A 20,932-nucleotide genomic window follows, 5' to 3' on the forward strand; every position below is an offset into this window, starting at 1 on the left:
ATCGGAACGTGTGTTCCTGTCGACTCGACCGCATCCGCCGGATTTCTTCAGCGGGGTTGACAGGGCGCACGGCCCCGCTCCTTGTCAAGGCCCCCCTCCGCCAGGCTGCGACCTCGTTCGATGGAATCAACGAGAGGAGCACCATGAGCGACAGCAGTTCAGATTCGTTCGCAGAAACCGAGGACGTGGGCATCCAGCCGCTGCAGGACGGCGACGCATCGTTGGAGGCCGATCCGGATGCCGACCCCGCTCAGGCGGAGTGGGACCGGACGATTGCTCTCGACGAAGGCGTCGCGCCGGAGGACCTCGATCCGGCGACAGCGACGGGCGACGACCCGGCGCAGATTCCCGGCCCGGACGACCAGATCCCGGCCGAGGACCTCGCCGCCGGGTGGCAGCGGCCGGAGACCCAGGGCCAAGACCCCGAGATCGCCGAGCTCGGCGAAGACGGCAACGGCGACCTGTCGCCCATAGACTACTGACCCGCAGCGCCGGGTGGCGCCTCTTCAAGGGTCGCTGCCCGGCGTGCTCCTCGGGCCTACTGCTCGTCCGAGTCCAGGACCTGGTGGTGCAGACCGAGCTCGTCGGCGACCGCCCGGCCGATGTCGACGGCCTCCTCACGGGAGCCGAAACTCTCGGACAGCTCCGGGTGGCCCGGCACGACGTTTTCCCACTGACCACGGTTGGGTCGGGTGACAACAGCTTCATCGGTCACGGTGATCTCCTTCCCGCACGCGGGTGATTCCGCCACGTAGTTCTGACGATATGTCCCGGACCGCGGTGACGCGACCATCAGCGTCCGCATGTGTTCCGCGCCGGGACGTTGTGGCGTGGTGGTGTGTCCGTCCGTACCGCTAGCGTCGGTCCCGTGACGCATCGCCTCACTCTCGACCAGGCGCGCCGCATCGCCGTGCGAGCGCAGCTGCTGGACGCGGAACGTCCGGGCGATGTCGTGGAAGTGGCGGAGCAGCTGGACTACATCAAGATCGATCCGACCGCCACGATCGCTCCGTGCGAGCACACCATGCTCTGGTCGCGCATCGGCTGGTCGTACGAGCCCGGGCAACTCCAGAAGGCGGTGGAAGTCGATCGGGTCCTGTTCGAATTCGACGGTACCTTCCGGCCGATGAGCGCATTGCCCCTGCTGCTCCCGGCGATGAGGCGGTGGCCGCAGCGGGAGAGCAGCAAGCAGTGGCTCGAAGCGAACGCACGGTTCCGCGACGAGGTGATGTCACGGCTTCGTGCAGAGGGCCCGCTGCTTGCCAGCGAGATTCCTGACACTGCGGAGGTGAGGCGTGCCCCCGACGGGTGGTCAGGGTCGAACCAGGTGCCCCACATGCTGGAATTCCTGATGCGACAGGGCATCGTCGCCGTTCACAGCAGAAAGGGGCGCCAGCGCCGGTGGGACCTTGCCGAGCGGGTCTACCCGCAGGACCTCCCGGAGTATGGCGAGGAGGAGGCCGAGCACCTACGCCACCAGCGTCGGCTCCAGGCGGTGGGTCTGTCGAAGTGGAAGTCGACCTGGACGCCGGTGGGCGACGCCGGTGAGCCCGCCGTCATCGAAGGGCTGTCGTCGAGGTGGCGCGTCGACCCGGAGGCTCTTGCCGCGCTGGACGAGGAGGACCCTGGCGGGCGCGTCGCCTTCCTGAATCCCTACGACGGGATGCTCTTCGACCGCCCGCGACTTCGTGACATCTTCGAGTTCGAGTACGTCCTCGAGCAGTTCAAGCCGAAGGCGCAGCGCACCTACGGCTACTTCGCGCATCCGATCCTCCTCGGCGATCGCTTCGTCGGGATGCTGGATGCCGAGGTCGACCGCACGCAGGAGGTGTTCCGCATCAACGCTCTGCACGAATTCCTCCCCTTCGAACCGGAGGAGGAGGAGATGGTGCGGGCTGAAATCGCCGACCTGGGGGAGTGGCTCGGGCTTCCTGTGGTTGACGGGCCTTAGGCGGTCGGGGCCGGAAACCGGCGAGGTCCGGACGGCCCGACCGGGGGAGATCCGCCCTCGTCACGGATGTGGCTTCCGTGGCGGAGCATGAGGGCGGCCAGCCCGGCTGCCACCCACGCCACCACCGGGCCGAGGTCTTCCGCGAACACGAACACGGCTGTGGCGCAGACGGCACCAATCGGGAGCGCCAGGATGGAGAGCATCCGCACTCGCTGGCCCTCGTCCTTGTGCTCAGCGAGATGCTGCATCGTGGCCGTGATCGTGCCGGTGACGTAGGTCGTGGTGAGACCGTCGATGTCGGAGAGCTTCTTCGCCGCGACCGTTTGCAGCGCCAGTGCGGCCGCCGACAGCGCGATCACCGTGCACCGCTCGACCGTTCCGCTCCCAGAGGCCACCGCCCAGATGATCACCACCATCGTCTGCAACGCCAATGAAGGAAGGATGAGGCGGCGAAGGGCGGCGGGCGCCGTTGCGCCTGCGCTGGTCGGCGCGGAGGTGAGCCGGAAGGCCCCGTACGCCACGCCGCCGAAGGAGACGATCGCCACGGTTGCCGCGAGGAGAGTGAGGCCGAACTCCGGGCGGCTGAACATGCCGATCAGGATCAGGTTCCCGGTCATATTCGCCGTGAAGATCCCGCCGACAGCCAAGAATGCGAAGGCATCGGCTGCTCCCGCTGAGAAGGAGAGCAGGATGAGAGCTCCGTGGATGAGTCGTACAACCCGCGAGTCGACCGAGGAGTTGGGCTCGCGGGGCATGTCAGTGACTCATCAGAGGTAGGGCGCGAGGACTCCTGCGGTCAGCGCCAGCGTCCCCGCGACGCCACCGGCCACGGCGGCAGCGGTCTGTCGGATGCGGCGGAGCCGGGCGCGGCGTCGCTCGTTGGTGGGCGACGCGGTGGTGGAGAGCGAACTCCGCGCGGCGCGGAGATCCGGGAAGCGGCCGATCGGGGTGGAGAACTCATCGAACGCGACATGCGAGCCGTCCGACGTGGCCTCGACGAAGCCCGCGAACTCCCCCCCGCGCGACGCGATGTGGAATCCGGGCTCGACCTCACGCCAGTCGACAGGGGCCAGCGAAACGGCCGTGAGGTTGGGCATCGGAATTCCTCTCCACACGTGGTCGAGGATGGTCGTTCGACACACGGAATACTAGGCAGCCTAGCATTCAGGGATGTGAGGTACACGCGACCCGCCGGGCGGATTCAGGCGGATGGGGCCCCGGGATCGAGGGCGCGCAGCATGTCCTCCTCCACCGCGTTGTCGGCCTGGAGATTGTCTTCGGTCAGCTCGTCACCCCCGGTCGGAGCGTCCTCGTCGCCGGAGCCCGTGTCGTTCTCCTGGCCCACGGACTCGTCGTCGCCGGGCACCGCCGGCGGCAGAGGGGTGTTATCAGACATGAGCGCCTCCTTGTCGCCAGCCAAGCTACGCCGCGCCGCCCACCCGCCGTGCGGGCTTGATGTGGTGCGGCCTCAGGTGTACGCCCGGACAACCCTGTCGGTGTGATGCGGTGTCAACCCCTGGAACGCCCGCGGGCGACTGAGCATTGTGGATGCATGGCCGGACTCGCAGTCATCCTTCTCATCGTCGGCATCGTTCTGCTTCTCCTGGGCATTTTCGTGGAGGCGGTGAAGTTCCTGCTCTGGGTGGGCGCCGTGATCCTGATCCTCGCGGTCATCGCGTGGCTGATGCGCTACATCCGTCGCCAGACCTGACCTCGCCCTCGGACGAGGCCTCTGGCACGATCGGGATATGGCCGGTGTGCTGCCCCCCGATCGCGCGCGTGACCTCGCGCTGCTCCGCCGGGTGCGGGACCGCATCGACCGGGAGTATGCCCAGCCGCTCAACGTGGAGGGGCTCGCGCGCGGCGTGCACATGTCCGCCGGGCACCTTAGTCGTGCTTTTCGCGCCGCGTTCGGTGAGTCGCCGTACGCCTACCTCATGACGCGGCGCATCGAACGCGCCATGGCCTTGCTGCGGCGTGGCGATCTGAGCGTCACCGAGGCGTGCTTCGCCGTGGGGTTCTCCTCGCTCGGTACCTTCAGCACACGGTTCAGCGAGCTGGTGGGCATGCCCCCGAGCGCCTACCGGGACCGGGCCGCTCGCGCCACCCTCGGGATGCCGGCGTGTACCGCCAAGCAGGTGACCCGACCGGTCAGGAATCGAGAAGCGGTGAGTGCCGACTCGCGCCTACCGTGAGGCATGGACATCACGATTCACACCTCTTTCCTCCCGCACACCGATCCCGATGCATCGCTCGCCTTCTATCGCGACGTGCTCGGCTTCGAGATCCGCAATGACGTCGGATATGAGGGGATGCGGTGGATCACCGTCGGTCCCGCAGGCCAGCCCGACACCGGCATCGTGCTTCATCCGCCGACCGCCACGCCGGGCCTCACCGACGACGAGCAGCGGATGCTGCTCGAACTCATCGCCAAGGGCAGCTACTTCGGTGTCAACCTCGCGACGCCCGACGTGGACGCGGCGTTCGCAGCGATCGAGGCGACGGGCGCCGAGGTCGTCCAGGAGCCGACGGATCAGCCCTACGGCGTGCGTGATTGCGCGTTCCGCGACCCGGCGGGGAACATGATCCGGATGCAGCAGGCCGGCTGAGCGCGGCCGTCAGCGGTCGCCGGGCTCCAGCACGCCGCCCGAGGTCGACCCCGCCGGGCCATCGGCTACGACCTCGCTCGGCGCTGACAGACGGGCGAGGGCATCCGCGACCCGCTCTGCCAGATATGCGTGCCCGCCGGTCGACGGGTGGTCGCGCCCGATGTCGCTGGTGTCGATGACCGTGAGGTAGTTCACACTCGTGATCCACTCGTCGGCGATCGGCGAGATGTACCACCACCCGCGCTCGCCGGCGAGCGAGGCAAGATCGGCGTCGATGCGCGCTGTCGCCGGCTCCACCGGCAGCACCTGCGGTGCCGGGCCGAGGATCACGATCGCCGCGTCGGGGTAGATGCCCGAGAGCGTGTCCCACGCCGCCGAGACGGCCTCGCGATATCCCTCGGCGGGCAGCCGGCGATCGTTGATCGAGCCCTCGACGAGAACCAGGTCGGGATCGAGCGCGGGGTCGAGCGCGGCGATGCGTTCGCCGAACGACCCGCCGTCCCACCCGGGTTTGAGGTAGCCGCTTCCCCGCACGCCGTCCACGACGACATCCCAGCCCATCGCGCTGCCCAGTACGTAGGCGTACCCGAGCGTGGGGTCGGTCGCGGCGGAACCGTACGTCCACGAATCGCCGAAGATCAGCACCCGCGGCTCATCGGGGAGCGAGAGCGCGGCGGGAGTGAGTACCGGCGCCGACACACCGCTGGCAGCCACGACCATGTTCGGCTGCACCCAGGGTCGCCAGCCTGCCAACGCGCACACCGCCGCGACCGCGACCGCGAGCGCGATGAGCGGCCATCGAGGGCGACGCAGCCGTGGCTGCTCGGGCGGGGTCACGGGCAGAGCCTAGGGCACCGCGCGCCCTGTGCGGGCGTCTGGGGCAGAACCCGTTTCCGGCCGGTGTCGACTCGGCCTCTCGACGCGGTTTCCGGACGGCTGACGCGCCCGATTCGGGGGATCCGGATGCGTGCGAGGATTGCTCGGTGCAGCGCCTCGTGACCGCAGAACTCGACCTCGTCCTGAGCTCTCCGGTCGACCTCATCTTCCAGATCACCGCCGCTCGCGGCGCCGCGGTGGAGAGCGAAGATCTGACCTTCGAGCGCGGGGACCACCGGTATAGCGCGGCGGAGATCGTGGATGCCTCGGGGAGCCGCCTGCACCGCTTCACGGGGGAGGCCGGTGTCCTCCAGGTCCGGTACACCGCGGTCGTGACGGGCCCCGCCGTGACCCGACCATCCAGTGATCTTGAGACGATCACCTACCTGCGTCCGAGCCGGTACTGCCAGTCCGACGAGGTGTTCGCGCAGGCGCGGAGGGAGTTCCGCGGCATGCACGGGTTCGAGCTGGCGGCGGCGGTGTCCTCGTTCGTCGCCTCGGCGGTGACGTACACGCCAGGGCTCAGCCTCGGTACCGACAGTGCCGTGACCACGCTGAGAACGGGTCAGGGGGTCTGCCGCGACTACGCGCACCTCGTCATCGCCTTGCTTCGCGCTCTGGACGTGCCGGCCCGCTACACCGCCTGCTACGCCCCCGGCTTGGAGCCGATGGACTTCCACGCCGTTGCCGAGGCCTACCTCGAGGGGGAGTGGTATGTGATCGACGCCACCCGGCTGGCCGACCGGCGATCGCTCGTGCGGATCGCGACGGGCAGGGATGCCGCGGACTGCGCCTTCCTCAGTTATCACGGCGGCAACGTGGGGCTGGAGCGGATGCTCATCGATGCACGGATCCCGGCCGGGACGACGCCCGCGCCTCCCGCCCTCGACGATCACTCCACCTTCATCCAGATGGCGTGACCGCCGTGCCTGCCGGGTGACCGGCCGGGCTGGGGGATTCTTGCGATTGTCTTGCGCTGGCCTTGCGCTTTCGTTGCGGGTCGCCTGACAGCCTTTGGTCATCGGTCTTCACCGACCGAGGGGGGAACAGGGCGGTCCGCTGTCGGGGGACCGGCGGACCGCTCACCTCCCCGCCCGGCTCTGCGCACCGGCACCGCGACGCACACGTTCGTCGGAATGGGACCGCTGGTGCGAACGTAGGATGAGAAGGCTATGGATCCCGAAGCCCTCTCCGCCGCCTTGCTCGCCGTCGTGACGCCGATCGCGGAGGCTCGACGACAGGGCTCGTCCGAGGGTCTGAGCGCCGCCGACCTTCCGCTGGAACGCCCGAAGAACCGCGACCACGGCGACTGGTCCTCCAACGCCGCCCTGAAGCTCGCCAAGGCGGTGGGGGCCAACCCGCGGGAGCTGGCCGCCGAGATCGCCGACGGGCTCGCCGTCGTCGACGGCATCGCGAGCGTCGAGGTCGCCGGTCCCGGGTTCATCAACATCCGCCTGGATGCCGCGGCCGCCGGCGCCCTCGCGAAAATCATCGTCGACGCGGGTGCCGCGTTCGGCACGAACGACTCGCAGCGCGGTAACACGATCAACCTCGAGTTCGTCTCCGCCAACCCGACCGGCCCCCTGCACATCGGGCACACCCGGTGGGCGGCGCTCGGCGACGCCATCGCTCGCCTCCTGTTGGCCAGCGGTGCCACTCTCGCGCGGGAGTTCTACATCAACGACGCCGGGGCGCAGATGGAGCGGTTCGGCCGCTCGGTGCTCGCCGCGGTACGGGGGGAGCCGACCCCTGAAGGCGGCTACGCAGGCGAGTACATCCAGGCGCTCGCCGAGCGGGTGCGTGAAGCGCCCTTCGACGGCGAGCCGGGCGGCGTGCTCGGGGCGGCCTACGATGACCAGCTGGCCTTCACGACAGAACTCGCCTACGCCCTGCAGCTCGGCGAGATCCAAGCCTCGCTCGCGGCTTTCAACGTGCACTTCGACGTCTGGTTCTCCGAGCGCACACTGCACGCCGTGCCGCCCAGCGGCGGGCCGAGCCTCGTCGACGAGGCCGTGGACCGCCTGCGCGAACAGGGGCACGTGTTCGACGAAGATGGCGCCGTGTGGGTGCGGACGACCGACTTCGGCGACGACAAAGACCGCGTCATCCGCCGCGCCAACGGCGTGTACACCTATTTCGCCGCCGACGCCGCGTACTACCTCAATAAGGGTGACCGCGGCTTCGCGCACAAGATCTACCTCCTCGGGGCCGACCATCACGGCTACGTGCACCGTCTCAAGGCGCTCGCCGGCGCGGCCGGGGACGACCCGGACAGGGACATCGAGGTGCTCATCGGCCAGCTCGTGTCGATCAACGGTGCGCGCCTGTCCAAGCGCGCCGGAAACATCATCGAGCTGGACGATCTGCGGACCTGGCTGGGAACGGATGCGCTGCGCTATTCGCTCGCTCGGTTCCCTGCCGATTCGCCACTGACCCTTGATCCCGAGATCTTGCAGAAGCGCACGAATGACAACCCGGTCTTCTACGTGCAGTACGCACACGCCCGGACGCATAACGTGGCGCGCAACGCTGAGGCCTCCGGGGTGGACCGGTCCGAGTTCGCACCGGAACTGCTGTCCCACGAGACCGAGTCGGCGCTTCTGGGCGCGTTGCAGGAGTTCCCGCGTACGGTCGCTTTCGCCGCTCAGGTCCGCGAGCCGCATCGGGTGGCGCGCTACCTCGAAGAGCTCGCCGGTCTGTACCACCGGTGGTACGACAACTGCCGCGTCATCCCTCTGGGCGACGAGCCGGTCCAACCTCTGCATCGCACGCGCCGCTGGCTCAACGACGCCACGGGGCAGGTCCTGCGTAACGGCCTGGACCTCCTGGGCGTCGGCGCACCCGAGCGGATGTAGCGATGACCGACCGCGCCACCGTGCCGTTCGGCTTTGCCGAGACCGAGCCCGCTCCGCGGTCGCGGCGGAGGTGGCCATGGGTCGTGACGCTGCTCATCGTGCTCGCGCTCATCCTCGGTGCCGCGGTGGGCGCGGAGGCGCTGGCCCGCGGTGCGGTGAAAGCGGGCGTGCGTCAACTTATCCTGACGCAGCTCGAACTCCCCGCCGACCAGCCGGTCGACGTCGAGGTGCCGGGCCTCGTGCTGCCCCAGCTCCTGTCCGGCCGCCTGAACGAGATCTCCGTCGCGTCGCCGGACGTCGCCTTCGGCCCCGTCAGCGGGGACGTCCGGGTGAACCTCACCGATGTGCCCGTGAGTGCGGACGCGGCGGCGGGTCCGGGTTCGGCCACCGTGCGCCTGGATGAGGCCCAGCTGCAGGCGTTGCTCGGCACGATCGATGGCTTTCCGGCCGACTCCGTCGGCATCGCCGCTCCGAACGTCACCATCACGACGGAGTTGTCGGTGTTCGGAGCATCCGTCCCTCTGGGCGTCGCCCTCCAGCCGGGTGCGGCCGGCGGGAACCTCACCCTCGCTCCTGCGGCCTTCCAGCTCGGCAGCGCCGACGTGACCGCCGAGGCCCTGCGCTCGCAGTTCGGCGGCCTCGCCGACACGGTGCTGCGCGAGTGGAGCGTGTGCATCGCGGAGCATCTGCCGGCCGCCCTCACCCTGACGTCCGCCGCGGCCGAAGGCGACTCGGTCGTGGCGACGTTCGACATCGACGGCGCGGTCGTCATCGACCCGGATCTGCGCCAGCCCGGTGCCTGCCCCTGATCGAGTTGCCGGAATCGGCGGCTGTTCCGGCCCGGATAGCCGCTGATTCACGCGAGTGAGCGGGTCCGGTGCGGCGCGGGCGGCCCGCTAGACTGCAATCACCGCCTGGCGTGAGCCTCTCCGCCCGGCGGACGCTGCCTCCCGCGGCCGCTCGCACTGCCGCATCCACCCGATTGGTCTGCCCGTGTCCGCCTCGCTCTCCACCCCCCTGGTGCCCGAGTGGCTCCGCGTGCCGGCCGACGCCAACTCCATCGCCCCCGCCATCTGGCCCGCCTCCGCGCACCGCGACGACGCCGGTGCGCTGCACATCGGCGGGGTCTCTGCCCGGCAGCTGGCCGCGGAGTACGGCACGCCGTTGTACGTGCTCGACGAGGCCGACGTGCGCGCCCACGCGCGGCGTGCGCTCGACGCGTTCCGCAGTGCCGCTGCCCGGCACGGCGGCGACGCCCGGGTGTACTACGCCGGTAAGGCGCTGCTGACCGCCGATGTCGTCCGCTGGGTCGCCGAAGAGGGTCTGCGCGTGGATGTCTGCAGCCCCGGGGAACTCGAGATCGCCCTCGCCGCAGGAATCGACCCCGCGTTGCTGGGGTTCCACGGGAACAACAAGTCCTCCGCCGCTCTGGAGCGAGCGGTCGAGGTGGGCGTGGGCACCGTGATCGTCGACAGCGACATCGAGATCGAGCGCCTCTCGGCCGTCGCCGAGCGCCGCGGTGCGGTCCAGCCGGTGCTCGTCCGCGTGCGCACCGGCGTGCATGCCGAGACCCACGCGTTCCTCGCCACCGCCCACGAAGACCAGAAGTTCGGCTTCTCCGTGGACGACGTGCCGACCGCGGTCGCGCGCATCCGCGAACTCTCCGGACTGGAGTTCCTCGGCCTCCACGCCCACATCGGGTCTCAGATCTTCGACGCCGACGGATTCCGCGCCTCGGCGGCCCGGCTCGTAGACCTGCACAACGATCTCCTCGAGGGCGGCGACATCCCTCTGCTCAACCTCGGCGGTGGATTCGGAATCGCCTACACCTCGGCCGATGACCCGCGCCCGCTCGAAGACATCGCGGCAGGCATCGTGGATGCGGTTGCCGACGAATGCGCCGTCCGCGGCATCCCGCTCCCCGAGCTCGCCTTCGAGCCGGGACGCGCGATCGTCGGGCAGGCGGGCATCACGCTCTACGAGGTCGGCACGGTCAAGCCGGTTCAGGTGACCGAAGACGTCACGCGCCTGTATGTCAGCGTCGACGGCGGCATGAGCGACAACGTCCGGACCGCCCTCTATGGGGCGCAGTATTCCGCGCGTCTGGCCGCTCGCACGAGCGACGCGGATCCCGCGCTCGTGCGCGTCGTCGGACACCATTGCGAATCCGGCGACATCGTGGTGGATGCCGAGTACCTCCCCGGTGACGTCACTCCGGGCGATCTACTCGCCGTCCCCGCCACCGGTGCCTACTGCTTCTCGCTCGCGAGCACCTACAACTACACGCCACGCCCACCGGTCGTCGCCGTCCGCGACGGCTCAGCGCGCGTCCTCGTGCGGCGGGAGACCGTCGCCGACCTCCTGGCCCGCGACCTGGGCGTGGGGCACAACGAAGGGAAGAGCATGCCTGTACTGAGCGAGCGGAGCGAGACGAAGTGACCGACTACCGCCGTCTGCGCGTCGCTCTCCTAGGCGCCGGCGCCGTGGGATCGCAGGTCGCCGCGCTGCTTCTCAAGCACAGCGACGAGCTCGCCGACCGCGCCGGAGCCACCCTCGAGCTCGTGGGGATCGCCGTCCGCGACCTCGACGCCGCCCGTGACACCGACCTGCCTCGTGAACTCTTCACGACCGACCCCGAGCCGCTGCTCGTCGGATCCGACATCGTGATCGAGCTCATCGGTGGCATCGAGCCCGCGCGTACGCTCCTCCTGCAGGCGATCAACGCCGGGGCCGACATCGTGACGGCCAACAAGGCGCTCCTGGCCACGCACGGCCCCGAGATCTTCGAGGCCGCCGACCAGGTGGGTGCCCAGGTCTATTACGAAGCCGCCGCCGCGGGCGCGATCCCCATCATCCGGCCCCTGCGCGACTCGCTCGCCGGCGACCGCGTGCAGCGGATCATGGGCATCGTCAACGGCACCACGAACTACATTCTCGACCGGATGGATGCGGAAGGCGCCGAGTTCTCCGACGTGCTGGCGCAGGCGCAGGCCCTCGGTTACGCCGAGTCGGATCCGACCGCCGACGTCGAGGGTTACGACGCGGCCCAGAAGGCGGCGATTCTGGCGAGCTTGGCGTTCCACACCACGGTGCCGCTGGAGAAGGTGCACCGCGAGGGCATCACCTCGATCGACAAGGGCATGATCGAGGCCGCGCGGCACGCCGGCTACGTCATCAAGCTCCTGGCCGTCTGCGAGCGGGTCAGCGACGACGACGGTGCCGAGTCGATCTCGGTACGCGTGTACCCGGCCCTCGTCGACCGCGCCCACCCCCTGGCCAGCGTGCACGGTGCGCACAACGCCGTCTTCGTCCAGGCCGAGGCCGCGGGGAACCTGATGTTCTACGGCGCCGGCGCCGGCGGCGTGCAGACCGCCTCCGCCGTGCTCGGCGACGTCGTCTCCGCTGCTCGCCGGCACATCGCCGGCGGCGTGGGCGTCGCCGAGTCCACGCGCGCGAATCTCCCGATCGTGTCGATCGGGCACGTCATCACGCGCTACCAGATCACGCTCGAGGTCGATGACCGACCCGGCGTGCTGGCAACCATCGCCGGCATCCTCAGCGACGGACGCGTCTCGATCGCAACCGTCGAGCAGACCGTGATCGCCCCTTCTCCCGGCTCCGCTACCGACCCCTCGGGCTCAGCGGCCGACCACACCGCCGGGTCAGCCGCCGGAGGGGTGGCCGGCGCCATCCCGATGGCACGGCTGGTCATCGGGACCCACGAAGCACGCGAACAAGACCTCAGCGAGACCGTGACGCGCCTAGCGGAAAGCGGCGTCGTCGAACGCGTCGTCTCTGTTCTGCGCGTGGAAGGAGACTGACATGGCACACGTCTGGCGCGGAGTGCTCCGCGAATACGCCGACCGGCTGGGCGTCACCGACGCATCCACCGTGGTGACCCTGGGTGAGGGCGGCACGCCGCTCCTGCCTGCTCCCGCACTCTCGCGCCGCACGGGCACGGACGTGTGGGTGAAGTACGAGGGCATGAATCCCACCGGCTCCTTCAAGGACCGCGGGATGACCGTGGCCCTCTCCCGCGCGGTCGAGCACGGCGCGAAGGCCGTCATCTGCGCCTCGACGGGAAACACCTCGGCATCGGCCGCGGCCTACGCGGCGCACGCCGGCATCACCGCCGCCGTCCTCGTGCCGGAGGGAAAGATCGCCATGGGCAAGCTCAGCCAAGCCGTCGCGCACAACGGTCGCCTCATCCAGGTGCGCGGCAACTTCGACGACTGCCTCGAGATCGCCCGCGAACTCGCGGACAACTACCCGGTCCACCTGGTCAACTCCGTCAATCCCGACCGCATCGAAGGTCAGAAGACCGCGGCCTACGAGATCGTCGAGGTACTCGGCGACGCCCCGGATTTCCACTTCATCCCCGTCGGCAATGCCGGCAACTACACCGCCTACTCGCGCGGGTACCGGGAAGAGGCGGAGCGGGGCGTGTCCACGCGCGTGCCCCGCATGTTCGGGTTCCAGGCCGCGGGCAGCGCCCCCCTTGTGCGGGGCGAGGTCGTCCGCAACCCCGAGACCGTGGCCAGCGCCATCCGGATCGGCAACCCGGCGTCGTGGGAGCTGGCCATCGAGGCCCGTGAAGCCACCGACGGGTACTTCGGCGCCATCGACGACGACCGGATCCTCGCCGCACAGAAGCTCCTCGCCGGCGAAGTGGGCATCTTCGTCGAACCGGCATCCGCGATCAGCGTCGCCGGCCTCCTCGATCGCGTGGAGGCGGGCATCATCCCGGCCGGATCGCGCGTCGTGCTCACGGTCACGGGCCACGGACTGAAAGATCCGCAGTGGGCGCTGCGCAACGCCGACGGCTCCACCGTGGAGCCGACGGTCGTGGATGCCGCCACCAGTGAGGTCGCGTCGGTCCTCGACCTCGTTCCCGCGGCACAGGCATGACCGAAGGGCGTCGCGTGCTCGTGCGCGTGCCGGCCACCAGCGCGAACCTCGGTCCCGGATTCGACACGCTCGGGCTCGCCCTGAGCGTCTACGACGAGCTCGTCGTCACCGAGGTCGGTGGCGACACGCTCGAGATAGAGGTGTCGGGGGAGGGTGCCGCATCCGTGCCCCGCGACCGGTCCAACCTGGTCGTGCGGGCCATGGCCCATGCGTACGCTTCCGTCGGGCGCGAGCTTCCCGGGCTGCGCCTGGAGGCGGTCAACGTCATCCCCCATGGGCGCGGCATGGGCTCTTCGGGAGCTGCCGTTGTGACCGGGCTGCTGGCGGCGAAGGGCCTCCTCGAGGGCGAGGTGGAGTTCAGCTCCGAGACGCTCCTGCGCCTGGCCACCGAGCTCGAGGGACACCCCGACAACGTCGCGCCCGCTCTGTTCGGGGGGCTCACGATCGCCTGGATGGACGAGACCGGGCCGCAGCACAAGCAATTGATCGTGCACCGCGGGGTCGCACCTCTCGTGCTCGTCCCGGAGTTCACGATGTCGACGAAGGTGGCGCGCAGTCTGCAGCCGCTGCAGGTGCCCCGCGAGGATGCGGTCTTCAACGTGTCGCGCTCGGCCCTGCTGATCGCCGCGCTCACCCAGAGCCCCGAGCTGCTGATGGCCGCCACCGAAGACAAGCTTCACCAGAGCTACCGGGCGCAGGCGATGCCCGAGACCGATCGTCTTGTCCGCGCTCTCCGCGCCGAACGGTATGCCGCGGTCGTCTCCGGTGCCGGACCCAGCGTGCTCGTGCTCGCGGACGGACCGGGCCGCCGCCTCGAAGCGGCCGAATTGGCAGCATCCCTCGTCGACACCCCGTGGGAGGCGCGCATGCTCGCCGTCGACGTCAAGGGTGGTACAGTGAGGGAGTAGCGGGGGGTTCCACGTACCACGTGAATCTGGCCCCCGTCGCAATTCTGCGAAAACCACCGCACGCACCCGCAACCGCCTCGGCCGCTCCGGCCGGCGAATCGCGGAGCGGAACCCTGAGCTTGTCGAAGGGTCGATGCCTGTCCTCTCCGGTGTCGTGTGCGGTCAATCATCCGTTTCACAAGGGAGTACTCGTGGAGTCCATCTCCGAGATCCAGGGTGTCGACGCGTCTTCGGACGACGCGACGAACACCGAAGACACCGCCTCCGCCGTCGTTGAGACGCCGGATGAGGCCACCGCTGAGCAGGCGCAGCCTGAGACCGAGGCGTCCGCGCCCGTCGACGCCGCCGCGGCCACCGCCGAGGATGCCCCGGTCGAGGAGGTCCCCGTCGAGGAAGTCCCCGTCGAGGCTGCAGCGCCGGCCGAGGATGCCGCCGCCGTCGTGGCGCCGCCGGCCGAGGATGCACCTGTCGAGGCCGCCGCGCCTGTTTCCGAGGCCGCTGCGCCTGTCGAGGCCGCTGCGCCGGCCGAGCAGGCGCCCGCCGCGGTTGAGGCACCCGCCGTTGAGGCACCCGCCGAGGAGGCGCCCGCCGCGGCTGAGAAGCCCGCGCGCACCCCGCGCAAGCGCGCACCGCGCCGCGCCAAGAGCAGCGACGTGCCCGCCGAGGCGCCGGCTACCGACACCGCGCCCGTTGAGGCTGCGCCCGACGGCGACGCCGCATCCGCGTCGAATGCCGCCCCCACCGACGTTGCAGCCGTCGACGCCGCCCCCGCCGGGGCCGCGCCCGACGCGGTGTCGCCGGATGCTGCTGGCGAGACCCCTGCCGCCGACGAGCCCGCGGCGGAATCCGCCGCGGACGCCCCTGCGAGCGAGGCGCCGACCGACGCCCCCGCCGTGGGCACCGAATCCGCGAGCGAGACCGAGACGTCTGTGGAGTCGGCTCCGGCCGAGTCCGAGCAGGGCGAAGACGGCGCATCCTCGGGTCGTAGCCGCAACCGCAACCGGAACCGCAACCGCAACCGCAACGGCGGTTCGAACGGCGACCAGCCCGATAAGCAGCAGGAGCGCCAGCCCGAGCGGCAGCAGCAGTCGGAGCGCCAGCAGCAGCCGGAACGCCAGCAGCAGCCGGAGCGCCAGCAGCAGTCCGAACGGCAGCAGCAGTCCGAGCGGCAGCAGCAGTCCGAACGGCAGCAGCAGTCCGAACGGCAGCCGGTGGCCGAAGCCGACGGCGAGCAGCAGGGCACCGGCCGCAACCGCCAGCGCAACAAGCGCCGCGGGCAGACCCCCACCGACGAGTTCGACACCGACATCAACGAGGACGACGTCCTCATCCCGATCGCCGGCATCCTCGACGTGCTCGACAACTACGCGTTCGTCCGCACCACCGGTTACCTCCCGGGCCCCAGCGACGTCTACGTCTCGCTGGGCCAGGTCAAGAAGTACAACCTGCGCAAGGGCGATGCCGTCGTGGGTGCCATCAAGCAGCCCCGTGAGGGCGAGCAGCCCGGCCGTCAGAAGTACAACGCGCTGGTCAAGGTCGACGCGGTCAACGGCCTCTCTGTCGAAGACGCCGCGACCCGGCCCGAATTCAGCGACCTCACCCCGCTGTACCCGCAGGAGCGCCTCCGCCTGGAGACCGCCCCGGAGAAGCTGACCCAGCGGATCATCGACCTCGTGGCACCGATCGGCAAGGGCCAGCGCGGCCTGATCGTCGCGCCCCCCAAGGCGGGCAAGACGATCGTCCTGCAGCAGATCGCCAACGCGATCGCCCAGAACAACCCTGAGGTGCACCTCATGGTCGTCCTCGTGGACGAGCGCCCCGAAGAGGTCACCGACATGCAGCGCACCGTGCGCGGCGAGGTCGTCGCCTCGACGTTCGACCGACCGGCGGAAGACCACACCACCGTCGCCGAGCTCGCGATCGAGCGCGCCAAGCGCCTGGTCGAGCTCGGCCGCGACGTCGTCGTGCTGCTCGATTCGATCACCCGTCTCGGTCGCGCATACAACATCACGGCGCCGACGTCGGGTCGTGTGCTGACCGGCGGTGTCGACGCGTCCGCGCTGTATCCGCCCAAGCGTTTCTTCGGCGCCGCCCGCAACATCGAGAACGGCGGATCGCTCACGATCCTCGCCACCGCTCTGGTGGAGACCGGCTCCAAGATGGACGACGTGATCTTCGAGGAGTTCAAGGGCACCGGCAACAGCGAACTGCGCCTGAGCCGTCAGCTGGCCGACAAGCGGATCTTCCCCGCCGTGGATGTCAACGCATCCAGCACCCGTCGCGAGGAGATGCTCCTCTCGCCCGACGAGGTCAAGATCACGTGGAAGCTTCGCCGCGCCCTGGCCGGTCTCGACCCGCAGCAGGCGCTGGAGGTCGTGCTGGGCAAGCTCAAGGAGACGCAGTCCAACGTCGAGTTCCTCGTGCAGATGCAGAAGTCGATCCCCGCACCGGCGCACGGCGCCGGCGGAGCGCACGGGCACGACAACAGCATCCGCTGAGCCGTGTCCGACTCGGGAATGTTCGAGTCGGTCCGCGGACTGCTCGAAGAGCACAAGGCGGTCGAGCTCGAACTGAACGACCCTGCGGTCCATGCGGATGCGGGGCGCGCCAAGCGGGTCAACCGCCGGTACGCCGAACTCAACCGCATCGTGCACGCGTACGAGGCGTGGACGCAGGCGATCGACGACCTCACCGCCGCGCGGGAACTCGCGAAGGAAGACGAGGCGTTCGCCGAGGAGGTGCCGTCTCTCGAAGAGCAGGTCACCGCGACGCAGGAACGCTTGCGGCGTCTGCTGATCCCGCGTGACCCCGACGACGCCCGCGACGTGATCATGGAGATCAAGTCGGGCGAAGGGGGCGCCGAGAGTGCGCTGTTCGCCGCCGATCTGCTGCGGATGTACCTGCAGTACGCCGCATCCCGGGGCTGGAAGACCGAGATGCTGGAGCGCAACGAGTCCGACCTCGGCGGCTACAAAGACGTCCAGGTCGCGATCAAGGGCTCGTCCAACGACCCTGCGCAGGGCGTCTGGGCCCACCTCAAGTACGAGGGTGGAGTCCACCGTGTCCAGCGGGTGCCGGCGACCGAGTCGCAGGGCCGCATCCACACCTCCACGACCGGCGTGCTCGTCTTCCCCGAGGTGGATGAGCCCGAAGAGGTGCAGATCGATCCGAACGACCTCAAGATCGACGTGTTCCGCTCGTCCGGACCTGGCGGGCAGTCGGTGAACACGACCGACTCGGCCGTGCGCATCACCCACCTTCCGACCGGGATCGTCGTGTCGATGCAGAACGAGAAGTCGCAGCTGCAGAACCGCGAGGCCGGGATGCGCGTGCTGCGTGCCCGGCTCCTCGCGAAGCAGCAGGAGGAACGGGATGCGGCGGCCTCGGATGCGCGCAAGTCGCAGATCCGCGGCATGGACCGATCCGAGCGCATCCGCACCTACAACTTCCCGGAGAACCGCATCGCGGATCACCGCACCGGCTACAAGGCGTACAACCTCGACCAGGTGCTCGACGGCGCCCTGGGCCCGCTCATCGAGTCGGCGATCGCCGCCGACGAGGAAGCGCGACTCTCCGCCCTCTCCGACTCCTGACCCTCCGGGCCTCCGGCCTCCGGACCTCGGGCCTCCGGACCGCGAGACTGCATCTGCGCCACGAAACCGCCGGCGACGGCCGCAGTCTCGTGGCGGGGGTGCAGTCTCGCGGTGTCAGGGGAGCCAGGCGGGAGGATGCGGGAGGGCGCCGCGCCAGCGCTCCAGTTGGGCGGCCGCGGCCAGGAGCATCCGCTCGCCCCCCGGGCGTCCGATGAGCTGCACGCTCACGGGGTGCCCGGACTCGTCCCGCGTCACCGGCAGCACGATCGCGGGGAGGCCCGCGACGTTGACGAAGCTGCTGTAGGGCGCGTACTGCACCTGTTGGGTGAAGCTTCGCTCGGCGTCGTTCGCGTCGTGCCACCCCAACAGACGCGGGGGGAGCGCGAGGGCGGGGGTGAGCACGATGTCGAACGGGGCGAACGCCGCGATCGTTGCCCGCTCGAACACGCGAGCGTCGGCGAGCGCGCCGAGCAGCCGTGGCGCCTGGAGCGCACGTCCCTCGCGGACGAGCCACGCCGTGATCGGCTCGACGAGGTCGAGCTCGGTCTCGGTCAGCGGGATGCGCGCGGCGCTCGCGCGCCACAGGACCCGGAAGAGCGGTCCGTAGCCCTGCGGCTGCCACGCCGCATCCCGCAGCTCGTGGCCCATGTCCGCGAGGGCGGCAGCGGTCACGTCGAACGCCTGCCGTGCCGAGGGGTGCAGCGTGATGTCGACGTCGTCATCCCACGGTGAGACGGTCGTGATGCCGATGCGCAAGCGCGGTGGATCGCCCCCGGTGGCGGGGAGGAACGGTGCGGCGTCGGTCGCGCCGGTGGCGAACGGGTAGGGCGCCAGGCCGCACAGCGCATCGAGGAGGAAGGCCGCATCCGCCACGGTGCGGGCGATGGGCCCGGTCACCGCGAGCCCGTCGGGGGAGTCCAGCCCCGATCCGATGGGCAGCCGCCCGCGCGACGGCTTCAGCCCCACGACTCCCACGGTGGCCGCGGGGATGCGGATCGACCCACCGCCGTCCGAGCCCGGTGCGACGGGGAGGAGCCCTGCCGCCACGGCGACGGCCGCGCCGCCGCTCGACCCGCCTGCACCGAAGCGGTGGTCCCAGGGGTCGACGGCCGGGGGAGCAGTGCGGGGCTCGGTGTACCCGGTCATCCCGAACTCCGACGTGCTGGTCTTCCCGAGACTCACGGCGCCGGCGGCGTCCAGTGCCACGGCGAGGGCGTCGGATGCGGTGGGCACGAAGTCGGCGCGTGCCCGCGATCCGTATCGCGTCGGGACGCCCGCCCGGGCGACGAGATCCTTGTCGGCGAGCGGCAGGCCCCACAGCGGCCCTGCCTCGAGGCCACGAGCACGCCGCAGCGCGGCATCCGCGGTCACCTCGGCGAACGCGCCCAGGTCGGCGTGCGCGGCGATCCGTTCGAGGTAGTACGCCGCGACGTCGGACGGCGTGAGTTCGCCGCGGCGCAGCATCCCGGTCAGCTCGATCGCCGACAGCTCGTGCAGTGCGCTCACCCTCCCGAGCCTACGCACGCGCGCGGCCGCGCCGAGCCGTACTCAGGACATCCGCCCCCGTCAGGGCCGTTCCGCCGTCGGCCGGCCTGATTCGGGCGATTCATCCTGAGTTACGGCGGCGGGGCGGCGGTCAGATCGAGTACTCGGGCGCGGTCAGTACCGCGCGGGTGTCTTCGCCGGCCCGGCGAGGGCGCGGCTTGGCGGGCACCCCCACGAGCACCGAGTCGGCCGGAGCATCCCGCGTCACGACCGCGTTGGCCCCGATGACCGCACCGTCACCGATGGTCACGGGGCCGAGGATCTTCGCCCCCGCACCCACGGCGACGCCGTGGCCGAGGGTGGGATGCCGCTTCCCGCCCTCGCGCTGGCGCCCGCCGAGCGTGACGCCGTGGTACATCAGCACGTCGTCGCCGATCTCGGCCGTTTCGCCGATGACGACGCCCATGCCGTGGTCGATGAAGAAGCGACGCCCGATGATCGCTCCCGGGTGGATCTCCACGCCGGTCAGCAACCGCGTCACCTGCGAGACGAACCGCGCGGCGAAGCGGAAGCCGCGCCGCCACAGCCGGTGGTGCAGGCGATACGCCCACACCGCGTGCAGCCCCGAGTACAGCAGCAGCAGCTCCAGGGAGCCTCGGGCGGCGGGGTCGCGGAGTTTGGCCGCGGCGATGTCTTCGCGCAGGCGTGCGACGACGCCCACTCAGTCCTCGCGCAGGTGTTCGTACAGCGCGGTGGAGAGGTACCGCTCGCCGAACGACGGGATGATGACGACGATGTTCTTGCCCGCGGCCTCCGGTCGCTTCGCGATCTCCAGCGCTGCCCAGATGGCGGCGCCGCTGGACATCCCCACGAGGATGCCGTCCTTCGTAGCCGTGTCGCGGGCGAGGCGGATCGCGTCGTCGAATTCGACGTCGATGACCTCGTCGATCACGTCGCGGTCGAGGATGGCCGGGACGAAGTTCGGACCGATTCCCTGGATCTTGTGCGGACCCGGGTGGCCTTTGGTGAGGATGGGGGAGTCGGCGGGCTCGACCGCGACGACCTTCACGCCGGGCACGCGCTCCTTGAGCACCTGGCCGACGCCGGTGATGGTGCCCCCGGTGCCGATGCCGGCGACGAAGTAGTCGACCTTGCCTTCGGTGTCGCGCAGGATCTCCTCGGCGGTGGTCTTGCGGTGGACCTCGGGGTTCGCCTCGTTCTCGAACTGCCGCGCCCAGATCGCGCCCGGAGTCTCGTCGACGATGCGCTTGGCCTCCTCCACCGCGAACGACATGCCCTTCGTCGGGTCGGTGAGGTGCACTTCGGCGCCGAACGCCTTGAGCAGCAGGCGGCGCTCCTTCGACATGGATGCGGGCATCGTGAGAACGACGCGGTATCCCCGCGCCGCACCGACCATCGCCAGGGCGATACCGGTGTTGCCGCTCGTGGACTCCACGATCGTGCCGCCCGGCTGCAGGTCGCCGGAGGCTTCCGCAGCATCCACGATGGCGATGCCCAGGCGGTCCTTGACGCTGCCTGCCGGGTTGTAGAACTCCAGCTTCGCGAGGATGTTCGCCTCCACCCCCTCGGCGACGCGGTTCAGCCGCACGAGCGGGGTGTCGCCGAACGCGGAGGTGATGTCGGGGTGGATGCCGGGCATGGCGGGCCTTTCGCCGTCGAACGGGTGTGGCTTCCAGACTACCGGCGACGTCCCGGGCGCACCCCCCTGTGACGGGGGCCCGTAGGG

Annotated in this window: 22 protein-coding genes; 14 read left to right on the forward strand and 8 right to left on the reverse strand. The window is 70.0% G+C overall.

Annotated features, from left to right (window positions below; translation table 11 throughout):
- Positions 1 to 143 precede the first annotated feature (143 nt).
- Positions 144 to 482: a sugar ABC transporter ATPase gene (locus tag AC4FS2_RS03065; RefSeq protein ID WP_491153617.1), complete on the forward strand. Its 339-nt coding sequence runs from the start codon at positions 144 to 146 to the stop codon at positions 480 to 482.
- A gap of 56 nt (positions 483 to 538) precedes the next feature.
- On the opposite strand, the gene AC4FS2_RS03070 is transcribed toward AC4FS2_RS03065, so the two are convergent.
- Entirely contained in the window at positions 539 to 715 is a 177-nt protein-coding gene (locus AC4FS2_RS03070) for a DUF2188 domain-containing protein (protein ID WP_491153615.1), read from the reverse strand.
- 153 nt (positions 716 to 868) lie between these two features.
- Between AC4FS2_RS03070 and AC4FS2_RS03075 the strand changes: the two genes are divergently transcribed.
- The gene (locus tag AC4FS2_RS03075; protein ID WP_491153613.1) at positions 869 to 1,951 is read left to right on the forward strand and encodes a DNA glycosylase AlkZ-like family protein; all 1,083 of its coding nucleotides are present in this window, start codon (positions 869 to 871) and stop codon (positions 1,949 to 1,951) included.
- Here AC4FS2_RS03075 and AC4FS2_RS03080 read toward each other — a convergent pair.
- The 3 genes from AC4FS2_RS03080 to AC4FS2_RS03090 all read right to left on the reverse strand — a co-directional run bounded on the left by AC4FS2_RS03080 (position 1,948) and on the right by AC4FS2_RS03090 (position 3,347).
- Complete coding sequence (locus tag AC4FS2_RS03080) at positions 1,948 to 2,706, reverse strand: DUF1275 family protein (RefSeq protein ID WP_491153611.1); 759 nt, start codon at positions 2,704 to 2,706, stop codon at positions 1,948 to 1,950. The genes AC4FS2_RS03075 and AC4FS2_RS03080 overlap by 4 nt on opposite strands.
- Before the next feature lie 12 nt (positions 2,707 to 2,718).
- On the reverse strand, positions 2,719 to 3,048 hold the full coding sequence (locus AC4FS2_RS03085) for a hypothetical protein (RefSeq protein ID WP_491153610.1): 330 nt from the start codon (positions 3,046 to 3,048) through the stop codon (positions 2,719 to 2,721).
- A 104-nt stretch (positions 3,049 to 3,152) separates the two neighbouring features.
- On the reverse strand, positions 3,153 to 3,347 hold the full coding sequence (locus AC4FS2_RS03090; RefSeq protein WP_491153608.1) for a hypothetical protein: 195 nt from the start codon (positions 3,345 to 3,347) through the stop codon (positions 3,153 to 3,155).
- A 156-nt stretch (positions 3,348 to 3,503) separates the two neighbouring features.
- Here AC4FS2_RS03090 and AC4FS2_RS03095 point away from each other — a divergent pair, with 156 nt between their 5' ends.
- The 3 genes from AC4FS2_RS03095 to AC4FS2_RS03105 are packed head-to-tail and all read left to right on the forward strand — an operon-like array spanning position 3,504 to position 4,560.
- Positions 3,504 to 3,662: a hypothetical protein gene (locus AC4FS2_RS03095; protein WP_491153606.1), complete on the forward strand. Its 159-nt coding sequence runs from the start codon at positions 3,504 to 3,506 to the stop codon at positions 3,660 to 3,662.
- Positions 3,663 to 3,699: 37 nt separating this feature from the next.
- Positions 3,700 to 4,146, forward strand: coding sequence for a helix-turn-helix transcriptional regulator (locus tag AC4FS2_RS03100; protein ID WP_491153605.1), 447 nt, complete (start codon positions 3,700 to 3,702; stop codon positions 4,144 to 4,146).
- Positions 4,147 to 4,149: 3 nt separating this feature from the next.
- Positions 4,150 to 4,560, forward strand: coding sequence for a VOC family protein (locus AC4FS2_RS03105; RefSeq protein ID WP_491153604.1), 411 nt, complete (start codon positions 4,150 to 4,152; stop codon positions 4,558 to 4,560).
- Between the two features lie 9 nt (positions 4,561 to 4,569).
- On the opposite strand, the gene AC4FS2_RS03110 is transcribed toward AC4FS2_RS03105, so the two are convergent.
- The gene (locus AC4FS2_RS03110; RefSeq protein ID WP_491153603.1) at positions 4,570 to 5,397 is read right to left on the reverse strand and encodes an SGNH/GDSL hydrolase family protein; all 828 of its coding nucleotides are present in this window, start codon (positions 5,395 to 5,397) and stop codon (positions 4,570 to 4,572) included.
- A gap of 146 nt (positions 5,398 to 5,543) precedes the next feature.
- Here AC4FS2_RS03110 and AC4FS2_RS03115 point away from each other — a divergent pair, with 146 nt between their 5' ends.
- The 9 genes from AC4FS2_RS03115 (at position 5,544) to prfA (ending at position 17,700) form a co-directional block, all read left to right on the forward strand.
- Complete coding sequence (locus AC4FS2_RS03115) at positions 5,544 to 6,356, forward strand: transglutaminase-like domain-containing protein (RefSeq protein ID WP_491153601.1); 813 nt, start codon at positions 5,544 to 5,546, stop codon at positions 6,354 to 6,356.
- Positions 6,357 to 6,608: 252 nt separating this feature from the next.
- A complete protein-coding gene (locus tag AC4FS2_RS03120) occupies positions 6,609 to 8,291 on the forward strand; it encodes an arginine--tRNA ligase (RefSeq protein WP_491153599.1) in 1,683 nt (560 codons plus the stop codon).
- Positions 8,292 to 8,293: 2 nt separating this feature from the next.
- Positions 8,294 to 9,100, forward strand: a complete 807-nt coding sequence (locus tag AC4FS2_RS03125) for an LmeA family phospholipid-binding protein (RefSeq protein WP_491153598.1) — start codon at positions 8,294 to 8,296, stop codon at positions 9,098 to 9,100.
- A gap of 184 nt (positions 9,101 to 9,284) precedes the next feature.
- Positions 9,285 to 10,730 (forward strand): diaminopimelate decarboxylase, encoded by a 1,446-nt coding sequence (gene lysA, locus AC4FS2_RS03130; protein WP_491153597.1) that lies wholly within the window; start codon positions 9,285 to 9,287, stop codon positions 10,728 to 10,730.
- On the forward strand, positions 10,727 to 12,112 hold the full coding sequence (locus AC4FS2_RS03135; protein WP_491176362.1) for a homoserine dehydrogenase: 1,386 nt from the start codon (positions 10,727 to 10,729) through the stop codon (positions 12,110 to 12,112). Before lysA ends, AC4FS2_RS03135 begins: the two co-directional genes overlap by 4 nt.
- 1 nt (position 12,113) lies before the next feature.
- Positions 12,114 to 13,199: a threonine synthase gene (thrC, locus tag AC4FS2_RS03140; protein WP_491153593.1), complete on the forward strand. Its 1,086-nt coding sequence runs from the start codon at positions 12,114 to 12,116 to the stop codon at positions 13,197 to 13,199.
- Positions 13,196 to 14,107: a homoserine kinase gene (gene thrB, locus AC4FS2_RS03145; RefSeq protein WP_491153591.1), complete on the forward strand. Its 912-nt coding sequence runs from the start codon at positions 13,196 to 13,198 to the stop codon at positions 14,105 to 14,107. The genes thrC and thrB overlap by 4 nt, the downstream gene beginning before the upstream one ends.
- A 191-nt stretch (positions 14,108 to 14,298) precedes the next feature.
- Positions 14,299 to 16,605 (forward strand): transcription termination factor Rho, encoded by a 2,307-nt coding sequence (gene rho / locus AC4FS2_RS03150; RefSeq protein WP_491153589.1) that lies wholly within the window; start codon positions 14,299 to 14,301, stop codon positions 16,603 to 16,605.
- Between the two features lie 18 nt (positions 16,606 to 16,623).
- Positions 16,624 to 17,700, forward strand: a complete 1,077-nt coding sequence (gene prfA / locus AC4FS2_RS03155) for a peptide chain release factor 1 (protein WP_491155668.1) — start codon at positions 16,624 to 16,626, stop codon at positions 17,698 to 17,700.
- 114 nt (positions 17,701 to 17,814) lie between these two features.
- Here prfA and AC4FS2_RS03160 read toward each other — a convergent pair whose 3' ends face one another.
- The 3 genes from AC4FS2_RS03160 to cysK form a co-directional block, all read right to left on the reverse strand.
- Positions 17,815 to 19,206, reverse strand: coding sequence for an amidase (locus tag AC4FS2_RS03160; protein ID WP_491153587.1), 1,392 nt, complete (start codon positions 19,204 to 19,206; stop codon positions 17,815 to 17,817).
- 130 nt (positions 19,207 to 19,336) lie between these two features.
- On the reverse strand, positions 19,337 to 19,906 hold the full coding sequence (gene epsC, locus AC4FS2_RS03165) for a serine O-acetyltransferase EpsC (protein ID WP_491153585.1): 570 nt from the start codon (positions 19,904 to 19,906) through the stop codon (positions 19,337 to 19,339).
- Complete coding sequence (cysK, locus tag AC4FS2_RS03170; protein WP_491153583.1) at positions 19,907 to 20,845, reverse strand: cysteine synthase A; 939 nt, start codon at positions 20,843 to 20,845, stop codon at positions 19,907 to 19,909.
- Between the last annotated feature and the right edge of the window lie 87 nt (positions 20,846 to 20,932).

The organism is Microbacterium sp. Z10_103 (genome assembly GCF_058310455.1).

Excerpts from the sequence above, each read along its gene's own strand:
- AC4FS2_RS03065 (WP_491153617.1), top strand. The coding sequence starts at position 144 with ATGAGCGACAGCAGTTCAGATTCGTTCGCAGAAACCGAGGACGTGGGC.
- AC4FS2_RS03080 (WP_491153611.1), bottom strand. The coding sequence starts at position 2,706 with ATGCCCCGCGAGCCCAACTCCTCGGTCGACTCGCGGGTTGTACGACTC.
- AC4FS2_RS03085 (WP_491153610.1), bottom strand. The coding sequence starts at position 3,048 with ATGCCCAACCTCACGGCCGTTTCGCTGGCCCCTGTCGACTGGCGTGAG.
- AC4FS2_RS03090 (WP_491153608.1), bottom strand. The coding sequence starts at position 3,347 with ATGTCTGATAACACCCCTCTGCCGCCGGCGGTGCCCGGCGACGACGAG.
- AC4FS2_RS03095 (WP_491153606.1), top strand. The coding sequence starts at position 3,504 with ATGGCCGGACTCGCAGTCATCCTTCTCATCGTCGGCATCGTTCTGCTT.
- AC4FS2_RS03100 (WP_491153605.1), top strand. The coding sequence starts at position 3,700 with ATGGCCGGTGTGCTGCCCCCCGATCGCGCGCGTGACCTCGCGCTGCTC.
- AC4FS2_RS03105 (WP_491153604.1), top strand. The coding sequence starts at position 4,150 with ATGGACATCACGATTCACACCTCTTTCCTCCCGCACACCGATCCCGAT.
- AC4FS2_RS03120 (WP_491153599.1), top strand. The coding sequence starts at position 6,609 with ATGGATCCCGAAGCCCTCTCCGCCGCCTTGCTCGCCGTCGTGACGCCG.
- AC4FS2_RS03125 (WP_491153598.1), top strand. The coding sequence starts at position 8,294 with ATGACCGACCGCGCCACCGTGCCGTTCGGCTTTGCCGAGACCGAGCCC.
- thrC (WP_491153593.1), top strand. The coding sequence starts at position 12,114 with ATGGCACACGTCTGGCGCGGAGTGCTCCGCGAATACGCCGACCGGCTG.
- thrB (WP_491153591.1), top strand. The coding sequence starts at position 13,196 with ATGACCGAAGGGCGTCGCGTGCTCGTGCGCGTGCCGGCCACCAGCGCG.
- prfA (WP_491155668.1), top strand. The coding sequence starts at position 16,624 with ATGTTCGAGTCGGTCCGCGGACTGCTCGAAGAGCACAAGGCGGTCGAG.
- cysK (WP_491153583.1), bottom strand. The coding sequence starts at position 20,845 with ATGCCCGGCATCCACCCCGACATCACCTCCGCGTTCGGCGACACCCCG.